The sequence below is a fragment of the Bifidobacterium sp. W8104 genome, assembly GCF_016100735.1.
Taxonomy (GTDB): domain Bacteria; phylum Actinomycetota; class Actinomycetes; order Actinomycetales; family Bifidobacteriaceae; genus Bombiscardovia; species Bombiscardovia choladohabitans.
This window is the reverse complement of record NZ_JACFRW010000001.1, coordinates 776,110-788,929: the sequence shown is the minus strand read 5'-3', so window position 1 is coordinate 788,929 and position 12,820 is coordinate 776,110. Positions and strand designations below refer to the sequence as shown.

Sequence of the window (12,820 nt, the reverse complement as noted above, 5' to 3'; positions counted from 1 at the left end):
CCTAGACGTCTATTACGAGGAGGACATTGTGCGATACATGAATTTAGGACGGTCAGGATTCCGGGCCTCCCGTGTGGCCCTGGGGGTCATGCGGATCGATCAGAAGAGCCGTGAGGAAGCGCGGACCATTGTGGAGACGGCCATGAATGCGGGCGTGGACTTCTTCGACACAGCAGATTGCTACCACGCCGGGGCCAGCAGCCGTGCCTTGGGACAAGCTTTGAAGGATCTGAGCGTAGACCGGGACAGCGTGGGCATCCAGACCAAGTTCGGCATCTTCCGCAACCCGGACAGCGACCAGATCACCCGCTATGACTTCTCCAAGGATCATCTGCTGAAGGCCCTGGATGAGGAGCTGGTCAACCTGCAGACCGACCACGTCGACTTCGTGCTCCTGCACCGGCCCGACACCCTGGTCGACTTGGATGATCTGGCTGAGGCTTTCAATAAACTGCAGTCCAGCGGGAAGGTTCGACACTTCGGCGTCAGCAATGTCAACCCAATGCAGGTGGAGCTGCTGCAGAGCGCTGTAAGTCAGCGGCTGGAGGTCAACCAGCTGCAGTTCGGTCTGGGACATACCGGCATGGTCGACCAGGAGATTCACGTCAATATGGGCGACGACCCCAGCCTGGACCATGATGGCGGTCTTCTGGCCTATTCGCGGCTCAAGTCCATGACCATTCAGGCCTGGAGCCCCTTCCAGACCGGATACTTTGACGGGGTCTTCCTGGACAATCCCCGCTATCCCGAACTCAATGCCGAGCTGGACAAACTGGCCAAGCAGCATGGGGTGGCCAAGAGCGCTATTGCTGTGGCCTGGATTCTGCGGCATCCCGCCGGCATACAGGTGCTCCTGGGATCCATGAACCCTGAGCGCATCACCCAGATGGCCACTGGTGCGGATGTGGATCTGACAGCTCAGGAATGGTACGACCTCTACCTGAGCGCCGGTCACGATCTGCCCTGATCCCCGGCTGTAGGGTCGCTCGCGTCCGCATGGTTTCTGCTCAGTTTTACCGTTTCGGATTATGAAGGATTGCGTCCTGCCAGTTTGATTCTGCATCAATCTTCTTGCGTAATCTGGCAGGGCTTGCTCGGCTGGGCATCAGGCGGCGTGAGTACAAAAGATGCACAGAAGGATAGTCGGATCGGTTTCGAGGTAGTCGTACGCTGTCATGCATTATTTCACCCCACGACGTTGCGCTGCTACGTCCAAGATCATGTATCACGATCGGGTCAAGGCCCAGCAGGCCGCCGACCGCAGCATGGTCGAACGCGCCGTTCTTCTATGGGTCTACCGCTGTGACTACTGCGGTAGCTGGCATCTGACCAGCCACGAGCCGGGCTCCTACCAGCGCATGAGGGCGGTCTCGCGAGCTTCGAAACCACACAGCCGCAAACGTGGGTACAAGCCTCGTCGCAGGTGAGGCAGTCATTGCCCTGCAGCCCATGCATTCCTGGTGATTACCAAGCTGATTCTGGTTGATTCCGCTGGCCCCGAGCAGCAAGATTGGATTCCGCTGATTTCGCTGCTCGGGGCCGATCGGACTTTATCCCTCCACCAACCAGGCCGGTGAGCTTGTCGGGTGGGCCATACGCCTGTGCGGCTGGCAGGGATTTCGTTGCCTAGCAGGCCGGGTCGAAGCCCTGTCGGCGGATTGAATCCAGCATGGGTTCATGGCCGGAGGCAGGGTTACGAACCTTGTCGGCCATTATGGCGCTGAATGAGCGGTGGGGATCGTCCATGTGCCGGATGTCGCGATAATAGCGGGTGACCGTCTGGTCGAAGTCTGCCAGGGCATCCTTCATGTCTGCATCATCATCGGCCCGCTGATAGGTGTTGGTAAAGATTTGCGCCTGACGAGGCATCCTTGGCTTGGGATCCGGATCCTGGGCCGGGTGTCCGATGGCAAGACCCAGCACCGGATAGACCAGTTTGGGTAGTTTCAGCAAATCGATCAATTTGTTCGTGTCATTGATGACGCTGCCCAGAATGACTCCGCCCAGGCCCAGCGCGTTGGCGGCGGTCTCCATGGCGTGTAGGGCCAGGACAGCATCGTTCTGCGACTGCAGGAAGACATAACCGGTGTTGAGCAGGGTGGTATCCGGGTCCAGATCATCGGCGAATCGCCGGACCAGGTCGGCATTACGGCGCTGGTCTGCCAGGAAGATGTAGAGCAACGGGGCTTCGGCGACATAGCGCTGATGGGCCATATCGGCAATGGCAAGTGCCTCATCATGATCCGTGACCCTGATGGCCGACCATTCGTGGAAGTAGCGGCTGGTCGCAGCATGTTGGGCCGCCTGCTCCAGCAAGGCGACGGTCTGGTCGTCAACGGGTTCTTCAGTGAATCCGCGGATGGAGCGCCGCTCAAGCAAGGTTCGTATGGTGGGATTATCGGCCGGATTCGTGGCCGGGGTTTTCTGCGCGTTTGATAAGGTCATTTTGACATTCTGACCGTCAATGCCTTCCAATGCAAGACCTTGTCGTCAAAATCACGCAATCAGCGTTATCTGGATCGGTCTGGTTATCGGTCAGCGTCCCTTGCTTTCAGCGCTGGTGACGACGGTCGATCAGAGCCTGGGAACCCCGCTCGGACAGACCTGAGACCAAGGCGATAACGGCTGCCGACAGAACGCTGAAGAGAAGACCGTCAGTAGCACTCTCCTGATCCTCTTCAGGGCTGTCCACGCCTCCGTTGCGTTTGCGGACCAGTCCGCTCCAGAAGGCCTGGAAGAGTTTGCCTGCCAGCAATGCAGCGATGCCGGGAAGCGCGAACTTGACCAGCTTGTCTGTCAGCGAGTCCGGATCTGATTCAATAGTGTTGCGCATGTCATTCACCTTGCCGTCCACCTGATGAAGCATGCCGACCACTTGGTCGGCCATCCCGCCAGGTTCCCGTCCTGAGTCCGTCATAGGTCCATTATCCCACACGCATGGGGTTAAAATACCATGCATGGATACTGTGAAAAACGCGGCGGGCAATGATGCCTCGGCTGAGAGTGAGGGCTACGCCGTGCTGTTACGGCATGGTCAGACTATTTGGAGCAAAACAGGACAGTATACGGGACGCACTGATATTCCCTTGACTGACCAAGGGTGTGAGCAAGCTAGAGAGGCTGGTCGGAGGCTGGCCAAAGCCTTCCCCAAGGGCTTTGATGCTGGTTGTGTTTTTTCAAGCCCCCTGCAACGTGCCAGGCAGACAGCCGAACTGGCCGGCTTTCCTGATCCGACACCGATGGACGAGATTCTGGAGTGGGATTATGGTCCGGCCGAAGGGCATCGTCCTCAAGATGTGGTGGCTAGTCTCGGCCGTGACTGGAAACTGTGGGTCGACGGCCCGCAGGCCTTGGGCATCAACGAACTGACTGGTGACCGAGTGGTCGTTCTGCCTTCAGGCAATCGTGTTCCAGTGCACGTGACCCGCGGTGAAAGTCTGGATCAGGTGGCCGCTCGTGCGCGAGAGATAGTCAAATGGCTTGAACCCCAGGTATACGCGGGGCGGCATGTGCTCCTGGTGGCGCACGCCCATATCCTGCGCATCCTGACCACGCAGTGGTTGGCCCTGGACCCAAGCAAGGCCCAGTTGTTCAGGATGAATACGGCGCGTTACGGTGTTCTTGGCATCTACCAGGGAGAACGCGTGCTCAGGCAGTGGAATGTGTGAGTCATCATCCGAATGGAACTCTCTCGAATATTTGATGCTTCTAGTCTGTTGTCCAGATAGATGCGGTGTGCACAGAACCCGATAAGCTTGTTAGTGCGAGGGTATGTCATCGATGGACGGGGACGAAAGACAGGTCGGACGCCGCTATCGACCGGTATCATTGCAACTTCAACGATTCAATGATATGAGTATGCTGATGCATCCACTGATGTTTCGGTTGTTGTGACGATTAAGCCCTATGACCGCACAGGATCATTAGGATGGACTGGGATGGTTACATTGCAAGATGTCGCACACGCGGCAGGGGTGTCGATCGCGACCGCTTCGTGGGCTGTCAATGACAATAAGGATGTCAGAATTCCTGAGGAGACCAAGAAGCGCGTAAGGCGTATAGCGAAGAGCATGGGGTACAGAAGAAACGCCCTGGCAAGCGGCTTGGCGCGCGGGCGGTCCGACTCAATCGGATTCATCAGTGACGGGGTTGCTACTTCTCCGTTTGCAGGTCAGGTCATCCGCGGTGCTCAGGATGAGGCTTGGCGCAATGGCAAAATACTGTTGGTGGTCGATACCAACGGCGATTCGCGTATAGAGCACAGCGCGCTTTCATTCATGCTGGAGAGGCAGGTTGAAGGCATCGTCTATTCCAGTTGGGTGCATCACGAAGTAGTCCCTCCTAAAGAATTAAGGCAGGTCAATTCGGTTCTGGTGAATTGCTATGACCGTGACAGTACATACCCGGCAGTCGTGCCAGATGAGGTACAGGGTGGTTTGACCGCAACCAATCTGCTCATTGCTGCGGGTCATAAACGGATAGCGTTCATCAATCAGTCGGAATCTTCACCTGCTTCGGTTGGGCGTTTGCGGGGATATCGTCAGGCATTGGAACAGGCGCAGATTTCCTTCGACCCCTCCTTGGTGATTCTTGCCAAGGCCGATCAAGAGGGTGGGTATGGAGCAGTGGACGCGCTGATGAAGACAGGGGCTACTGCGGTATTCTGCCATAACGATAGAACGGCCATGGGCCTGTACGACGCTTTGAGGGAGCGTGGAGTGCGTGTTCCCGATCATCTTTCGGTCGTTGGGTTCGACAACCAGGAAGTGATTGCGGCCCACCTTCATCCTGGCCTAACAACCGTGGCTCTTCCCCAATACGATCTCGGTGTACTTGGAGTGCGCATGCTGCTTGAGCCGTCGTCGGACAGGAAACACTCAAAGGATGCGGAAAGTGCCCCCGCTGTAAGACCAGGGCCCAAGGATTTGCAGGAATATCAGCCGGTGCATGTCTCTTGCCCCTCAGTGGTCAGGCGCTCTATTGCCGTGCCGGCGCGCTGACGGTTTTACTTAATAAGTAGGCCTTGCACTCAGCAACACATCCGCCTGCGACAGGCTGGACCGTGATTTGACAAAAACAGGGAAGTAGCTATTCTGGATAGTGCTTAAGCGATTAAACAAGGGAGAATAATCGCAGATTCATCGATCACGGCTGATCGAAACGACAAGAACAGATTGGATTGACTCAGTGAACACGCTATACTATCAAGCCCCGGGATATTGGGTGGGGGATTGTATGCCTTTCGGCGAGGGCGACACCTTTTACATCTTCCACCAACGCGACGATAGGGATCCTGAGCCGTTAGGAAAGCCGTTCGGGTGGTCCCTGGTTACGACAAAGGACTTCATCCATTATGAAGATCATGGTGTGGTAATCCCACACGGTGGTGAGCGTGATCAGGATCAGTTCATTTATGCCGGCTCTGTTTGCAAAGTCGATGATTGCTATCACATCATTTACACCGGCTACAACAGAAATATCGAGAACGAAGGAGGGCTTTCTCAGGTTCCGATGCATGCTGTCAGCAGCGACCTGTATCACTGGCGCAAGGTGGACGAACCATTGCCCTTCCTGCCTCAAGATGGGTATGACCCCTCTGATTGGAGAGATCCTTGGGTGGTCAGGGACGATGAGCAAGACCGGTATCTGGTCTTGCTGGGCGCTCGACAGCCCGGTCCGAAAACAAGACGAACCGGCAGGACAGTCTGCTTTTCATCACCGGATTTCATGAATTGGAAATTTGAGGGCGATTTTTGGGCCCCGGGACTGTATACGATGCATGAGATGCCGGACCTGTTCAAAATGGGAGACTGGTGGTATCACATAGTCACCGAATACAGCGACAGACACGGGATGACCTATAGGATGTCACGGAGCTTGAATGGGCCTTGGCTGCAGCCGCCGGACGACGGTCTGGAAGGAAGCGCATATTATGCCGCACGAACCTTCGCCTTGAACGGCCACCGTATCCTGTTCGGTTGGGTTGGGACCAAGGAAGGTGATCAGGACATTGGTAACTATGAGTGGGGTGGCGCATTCGTGCCTCATGAGATCTTCCAGCGGCCGGACCATACTTTAGGCGTTAAGCCAGTCACTACACTCTGGGACGGTTTCATCGATCGGAAGCGTATCGACGACTTTGTCATGCAAGGTAACGATGGAAGGGTGCAAAGCAGGATTGCCGACCATCTAGGTAGCCCCTTCGCCTTTGAAGCCGATGTCAGATTCGCCTCCTCCACCCGCTCTTTCGGGCTCGTCTTGGAGGAGGATCCGGAGACCGAAGCAGGCTATCAGTTCCTGTGCAAGGTTGACGAGAACCGATGCACGTTTGAGGGAAGTCCGAACTTTCCCTGGTTCAACACTATGAATATAGGTCTGACCAGACCTGTGCGCCTGGATGCAGGCAGCACCCATCACTTGCAAGTCGTTGTGGACGATACGATTGCCACCTTATATATTGACGGGGTGGCCTTGAGCACCAGAATGTACCGGTCCAGCGGTGGGTCCGTCGGTATGTTCGTAACCGACGGTTCTCTCAAACTCTCGAATGCTTGGATATCAAATACGGTAAGGAGATGATGGTTGTGGAACGGTAAAGGTGTATGCGATGACGGGGAACATCGTTGAGGCTGATAACAATTGCTTAAGCGCTTATGCTAAGCATGCACACAGGATGTGATGATGAGTCAAGGCTTCCAATGGAGGAAGGCATGAATACAGTCAGGAAAACGACGGCCGTAATCGCAGCCGCGGTACTCACAATGGGCGTTCTCTCGGGTTGTGGAGGAACAGGATCCAGTAGCAGCTCGCAAGGTCGGGTCTACTACATGAATCAGAAAGGCGAAAACAATGAACAGTTCGTCCAGCTAGGAAAGCTGTTCACTAAGGATACAGGCATACCATTCGATATTACGACCGCTTCCCCAGGCAATTATGAACAAACCCTGAAAAGCGAACTCGCCAAGACAAATGCACCGACGCTTATTGGCCTGGACAACAATGACTTTCCCAACTGGGTGGATTATTGCGATGATCTTTCCGGGACGCGCATGTACAAGGATCTGCAGAACCGTGATTATGTGCTCAAAGATGGCGATACAGTCAAGGCCATTCCTTTTGTGCTTGACCGGTATGGCATTATCTACAATCGTGCGATTCTGAAAAAATATTTCGCCGCAGACTGGGCGAGCATTCACTCCGAACAGGAAGTCCGAGGATTTGATGCTCTCAAAAAAATGGTCGAAGAGATTCAGGCTCATAAAAGCGATCTAGGCATCAAAGGAGCATTCACCTCTGCTGGATTCGAGGCCAGTTCACGGCCTAGGTACGGCGACATGCTGCCGCATATACCGGTGTTTTACGAATATCGAGATCAGAACACGACGGTGATTCCTTCAAAGGTATCGGGCAAGTATGTGCCTAATCTCAAGAAGATATTCGATTTGATGATCAAGAACGAGACGGTTGCGCCAACACAGCTTTCAGGCGCGACCCTGGACGATGCTATTTCGGAATTTGCGCTTGGTGATGCGGCTTTCATCGAGATGGGATCGTGGGCGTATCCACAGCTGCGCGGCAAGAAAGTCTCGGATAAGGATATGGGAGTTTTTCCGCTGTATATGGGAATCCCGGGTGAGGAAAACTCCGGGTTAACGATCAGCTCCAACTATTTCGCCATTAACAGCAAAGCCTCGCAAAAAGACAAAGACGCTACCAAGAAGTTTCTGGACTGGATGCTCGATAACGATGGAGCCAGAAAAATCGTCACTGACACCATGGGCTTCGAGACTCCTTTCAAATCCTATGCCAAGGCGGGTTTCAAAACGAAGAATCCCATACTGCGTGCCAATGATGTTTATGCCAAGCGGAACTGTTATGACTTGGTCATCCGCCCGCTTCCCACGGCTCAATGGGCTTTGACCATGGCCGATGCGATGTTGGAATACGCACAGGGGACTGGACCATGGTCCAAGGTTGAATCGTCCTTCGTCGATGGGTGGACATCCGAGTACAACACGGTTCACAAGTCGTGAGGGAAGCTTGACTGCGCCGTAATCGGAGTGGAACTGGCGCGGTTGTGCATGAGTAAAGGATATACACGGTACGCATGCCGCGCGAACACGGGATGTCTGTTCGGCGGGATGCGCACCGGTATGGATGAATCATTGGATTCTGTCTCGGAGGTTGATAATGATATCGATGGCCGGCAAGACGATTTCCCGTTGGTGGGCCTTGTTCGTCTTGCCTACGTTTGTGGCATTCGTGATTGGATTCGTCATCCCCTTCATATTGGGGATTTGGCTGAGTCTATGTCGTTTCACGACTATTGCAGATGCCAATTTCATAGGAACGAAAAACTACGCTGCAGCCATATCGGATCCTGAATTCTGGCATGCTTTGTGGTACACGGCCTTGTTTACGGTGGTCACTACGGTAATCGTCAATGTGTGTGCCTTCGCGATCGCCAGTCTGCTAACGAAGGCGATAAGGGGAGCGAATCTTTTCCGGTCGATCTTCTTCATGCCCAATCTGATAGGTGGCATCGTGCTCGGCTATATCTGGATGCTGTTGCTCAACGGTGTCCTCCAGCATTGGGGTAAGTCCATCACCTTTTCAGGTACGTACGGATTCTGGGGAATGGTATTGCTGATGTGCTGGCAGCAGATCGGTTACATGATGATTATCTACATCGCCGGGTTGCAGACCCTGCCCGGTGATGTCATCGAAGCTGCATCGGTTGATGGAGCCAGCGGCGCCCAGACCCTGTTCCATATCACCATTCCGCTGATGATGCCATCAATAACCGTTTGTACGTTTTTGTCGATCACCAATGGCTTTAAAATGTTCGATCAGAATTTGGCTCTGACCAATGGAGCACCGTCCAATTCTTCAGAACTGGTTGCGTTGAACATTTATAGGACATTTTACGGACGGGCTGGGTTCGAAGGAGCAGGCCAGGCCAAGGCGGTTATTTTCTTCGTCATCGTGGCCCTTGTCGCTATCCTGCAGAACAGGCTTACCGCTCGCAAGGAGGTAACCGCATGAGTGCCAAGGCCAAACATTCAGGCTGGTGGACACTGTTCTTCACGCTGGTGTGCCTACTGTGGGTATTCCCGATAGTGCTGGTTGGTATCAATTCCTTCAAGGACAAAGTCTATATCACTCATGATGCCTTCTCCATTCCGCTGGGCGACATGTTCGCGGGCCTCGACAATTACCGAAAGGGCATTGAACAGACCAACTTCTTTGCCAGTTTTGGATGGACGGTAGTGGTAACGGTAGGATCTGTCGCACTGATTCTGCTATGTACTTCGATGTGTGCCTGGTGGATCGTCCGGGTGAACAATCGTACGGCAAAATCGCTTTATCTGGTCTTCCTCTTCAACATGATCGTTCCCTTCCAGATGGTGATGTTCACCCTGTCCAAGATGGCCGACATTATAGGGCTCAACACGCCTTGGGGCCTGTGGATCATATATCTTGGGTTCGGCTCCGGACTTCCGGTGTTCATATTCACCGGAGTGGTCAAGGGAATCCCCCAAGAGCTGGAGGAGTCGGCCATGATTGACGGGGCGAGTGTCCCCAGGACCTTTTTTGAGATTGTCGTGCCCATCATGAAACCCTCCATAGTGTCAGTGGCGATTCTGGAAGCCATGGGAATCTGGAATGACTTCCTGCTGCCCTATTTGACCTTGGACCTGCGGAAATATCGGACCATCAGCATTGCAGTGCAATATCTCAAAGGCGGTTACGGGACTGTCGACATGGGAGCGATGATGGGATGTCTGGTCATGGCTATCATTCCCATAGTCATTTTTTATGTGATCTGTCAGAAGTACATCATCAGTGGAGTGTTGGCTGGTGCTGTAAAGGGCTGAAACTGCAATTCCTCCATGGTCCCTGGGCTGCTTTCTTAGGCCCGGGGACCATTTTCATTCCTCCGACAGGCTGTTTGGCTAGCCTGGTTGCAATACCGCGGACGGTATGTGCTGAGCAGGAGCCTCAGTCTGCCTGTCTGCATCATCGGAGGATTTTGTAACAGTAGAGCTGATTTTGAATTGCAAACGGTGTCATTAATATATGTCATCTCTTCGTCTCTAAGACTTGCCGCAGATTGAAGGATAGTTGCTGTTTCTCCAGTGATCGTAAAGGCTGAGTAATGATTTGCAGGCAGACAAGTTTCTTATTATGATAACGTGTGCAATACAAGTAGTCGCTTGGCGCTATGCCATTGATGGCGATTCGGTGTTGGTAATGGCCTTTCCGGGCAAGGACGGGGAAGGCCACTGTCAAAGCAGACCGGGCCGAGGCGAGGTTTGGCATCAATGGCGAGAATGGAGGAACTGCCCAATGACGGAATTGACTGAGCCAAGAGCATCAATATCAGCAGCCGAGTTTGCTGAGGGGGTTCGCAAACGACTGGTTCAACGCTGGGGAGTCGATGAGGCTGCAGCATCGCCGGTTCAGATTTATCAAGCAGCTTCTCAGCTGGTACGCGATTGTATGGCGACATCTTGGAAGTGCAGCAATCGACGCATGGCCGAAGGCACGACCAGGACTGTGGGCTACTTGAGCGCAGAGTATCTGCTGGGGCGGCAATTGCCCAATGCTCTTCTGGACGCAGGGCTGACTGATCAATTTAATGAAGCCATGCAGGAATTGGGTTTTGAACCCGATGATGTCATCGAAGCAGAGCATGAGCCCGGTTTGGGCAACGGCGGATTGGGCAGGTTGGCAGCCTGCTTTATGGATTCTTTGGCCTCGCTTGATCTGCCGGCCATCGGGTATGGTATTCGGTACCGCTATGGCATATTCGAGCAGGTCTTCGATGCGGATGGCAGACAGTTGGAAAAGCCCGATAACTGGTTGTCTGCCGGCGATGCCTGGGGATATCGACAGATGGAGAGAGCGCAACGGGTTGCTTTTGGAGGACAGGTTACGGGGCAGGATGGCCACAGGGTTTGGCGCCCGGCCTGGTCGGTTCAGGCGGTTCCTTATGACTATCCGATCCCTGGTTATGCATCCGGGCGTATAAATACGCTTCGTCTCTGGCAGTCTGAAGCATATGACGGCTTTGATCTGCAACGCTTCAACCAGTCGGACTACGATGGCGCGGTACAGGCTCAGGTGCGAGCGAATACCATCAGCGCGATCCTTTATCCCGAGGATTCCACTGCGGACGGCAAGCGTCTCAGATTGGAGCAGCAGTATTTCTTTGTCGCTGCATCCTTGGGCGATGCCATAGCGACCTTCTACCATGGTCAGGATCATCCTGATCTGAGCACTCTGCCTGATCATATTTGCTTCCAGTTGAACGATACGCATCCAGTCATTGGCATCGCCGAACTGATGCGCATCCTTTTGGATGACTTCGGCTATGAATGGACGCAGGCGTGGGAAATCACACAGAGGACTTTCAACTATACTTGTCATACCCTCTTGCCAGAGGCTTTGGAGGAGTGGCCGCGCTCGCTTCTTGCGGAATTGTTGCCCAGGCATATGGAGATCATCGAGCGCATCGATGCTGATTTTGTCAAATATTTGAGGGACGAACAGGTTGATCAGGAGCGGATTGATGCCATGCGTATCATCACGCAAGGTGAGGATCCTACAATCCGCATGGCCTATCTGGCTACGGTTGGATCCACCAAGGTCAACGGTGTTGCACAACTGCATTCCCGACTTCTGCAAGAGGTCACGCTCAGGGACTTTCACACAGTTTATCCCGGCAAATTCACCAACGTAACCAATGGAGTGACTCCTAGACGCTTCATGCGATTGGCCAATCCGCGGCTCTCGGATCTGATTACGGAAGGTTTGGGAACTGATTCTTGGGTTGCCGACCTTTCCAAGCTGTCTGGTTTGGAACCGCTGGCCGATGATGACGACTTCGTGGCGCGCTTCATACGCGTCAAGGATGACAATAAAAGGGATTTTGCTCTCTACGCTCAACGACGGTATGGCTTCAGCCCCGACCCCTCAACCATGTTCGATGTCATGGTCAAGCGCCTGCATGAGTACAAGCGGCAGTCGTTGAAAATACTGGCCGTTATTGCTGATTACGCCGATATGATCGCCGGAAGATCCGACAATGATCGGGTGCAACCAAGAACGGTTATTTTCGGTGCAAAAGCAGCTCCTGGTTACGCCATGGCCAAGCTGACCATCCAGCTGATCAACAATGTGGCCAGAGTCATCAATGCGGATCCAAGGACCGATGGACTGCTTAAGGTGTATTTCCCGGCAAACTACAACATCAGCATGGCAGAACACCTGATTCCCGCCACTGACCTTGATGAGCAGATTTCGCAGGCCGGCAAGGAGGCCAGTGGGACAAGCAACATGAAATTCGCGCTCAATGGGGCTCTGACTGTCGGAACTTTGGACGGGGCAAATGTGGAGATACGCGAGAAGGTGGGTGCAGAGAACTTCTTTGCTTTCGGGCTGAACGTGGATCAGGTGCATGCTTTGGATGCTGAGGGATATGCTCCTATGGCATATTATGACAAGGATGCTCGTCTGAGAGCTGCTATTGATATGGTGGCATCAGGAGCCTTTTCGCATGGTGATCGTGATACTTATCGCAAGCTTGTCCAGGATTGGCTGAAGCACGATCAATTCATGGTCATGGCTGACTTCGGAGCCTACATGGATGCTCAGCGCAGGATTGACCAAGCATACAGACAGCCCGATCAGTGGGCTCGCAAAGCCATACTCAATATCGCCCGATGTGGCTCTTTCAGTTCCGATCGGGCAGTGGAGGATTATCTGACCCGGATTTGGATGCCAGGGACACGCAGATAAGCGGGGCCTGACGATT

11 protein-coding genes are annotated in these 12,820 nt (G+C 53.9%); 9 read left to right on the top strand and 2 right to left on the bottom strand.

Annotated features, from left to right (window positions below):
- Window positions 1–28 precede the first annotated feature (28 nt).
- Window positions 29–967, top strand: coding sequence for an aldo/keto reductase (locus H3U89_RS02990; RefSeq protein WP_198178551.1), 939 nt, complete (start codon window positions 29–31; stop codon window positions 965–967).
- Between the two features lie 208 nt (window positions 968–1,175).
- A complete protein-coding gene (locus H3U89_RS02985; protein WP_198178552.1) occupies window positions 1,176–1,427 on the top strand; it encodes a hypothetical protein in 252 nt (83 codons plus the stop codon).
- A gap of 199 nt (window positions 1,428–1,626) precedes the next feature.
- Here the strand turns inward: H3U89_RS02985 and H3U89_RS02980 are convergent, their stop codons facing one another.
- Window positions 1,627–2,445: a nitroreductase family protein gene (locus tag H3U89_RS02980; protein WP_198178553.1), complete on the bottom strand. Its 819-nt coding sequence runs from the start codon at window positions 2,443–2,445 to the stop codon at window positions 1,627–1,629.
- Window positions 2,446–2,551: 106 nt separating this feature from the next.
- A complete protein-coding gene (locus tag H3U89_RS02975) occupies window positions 2,552–2,917 on the bottom strand; it encodes a DUF4235 domain-containing protein (RefSeq protein WP_198178554.1) in 366 nt (121 codons plus the stop codon).
- A 40-nt stretch (window positions 2,918–2,957) separates the two neighbouring features.
- Between H3U89_RS02975 and H3U89_RS02970 the strand changes: the two genes are divergently transcribed.
- From H3U89_RS02970 to H3U89_RS02940, 7 genes are all read left to right on the top strand, one after another.
- Window positions 2,958–3,668 carry a histidine phosphatase family protein gene (locus H3U89_RS02970; RefSeq protein ID WP_198176990.1) on the top strand — a complete coding sequence of 237 codons (711 nt, stop codon included), beginning with the start codon at window positions 2,958–2,960 and terminating at the stop codon, window positions 3,666–3,668.
- Between the two features lie 270 nt (window positions 3,669–3,938).
- Window positions 3,939–5,000, top strand: coding sequence for a LacI family DNA-binding transcriptional regulator (locus H3U89_RS02965; protein WP_198178555.1), 1,062 nt, complete (start codon window positions 3,939–3,941; stop codon window positions 4,998–5,000).
- A 235-nt stretch (window positions 5,001–5,235) separates the two neighbouring features.
- The gene (locus H3U89_RS02960; RefSeq protein ID WP_232345469.1) at window positions 5,236–6,579 is read left to right on the top strand and encodes a glycosyl hydrolase family 32; all 1,344 of its coding nucleotides are present in this window, start codon (window positions 5,236–5,238) and stop codon (window positions 6,577–6,579) included.
- A 131-nt stretch (window positions 6,580–6,710) separates the two neighbouring features.
- Complete coding sequence (locus H3U89_RS02955; RefSeq protein ID WP_198177594.1) at window positions 6,711–8,033, top strand: ABC transporter substrate-binding protein; 1,323 nt, start codon at window positions 6,711–6,713, stop codon at window positions 8,031–8,033.
- A gap of 157 nt (window positions 8,034–8,190) precedes the next feature.
- Complete coding sequence (locus H3U89_RS02950; RefSeq protein ID WP_045934904.1) at window positions 8,191–9,045, top strand: carbohydrate ABC transporter permease; 855 nt, start codon at window positions 8,191–8,193, stop codon at window positions 9,043–9,045.
- Entirely contained in the window at window positions 9,042–9,878 is an 837-nt protein-coding gene (locus H3U89_RS02945; protein WP_045934905.1) for a carbohydrate ABC transporter permease, read from the top strand. Before H3U89_RS02950 ends, H3U89_RS02945 begins: the two co-directional genes overlap by 4 nt.
- A 472-nt stretch (window positions 9,879–10,350) precedes the next feature.
- Window positions 10,351–12,804 carry a glycogen/starch/alpha-glucan phosphorylase gene (locus tag H3U89_RS02940; RefSeq protein ID WP_198178557.1) on the top strand — a complete coding sequence of 818 codons (2,454 nt, stop codon included), beginning with the start codon at window positions 10,351–10,353 and terminating at the stop codon, window positions 12,802–12,804.
- The last annotated feature ends 16 nt before the right edge of the window (window positions 12,805–12,820 follow it).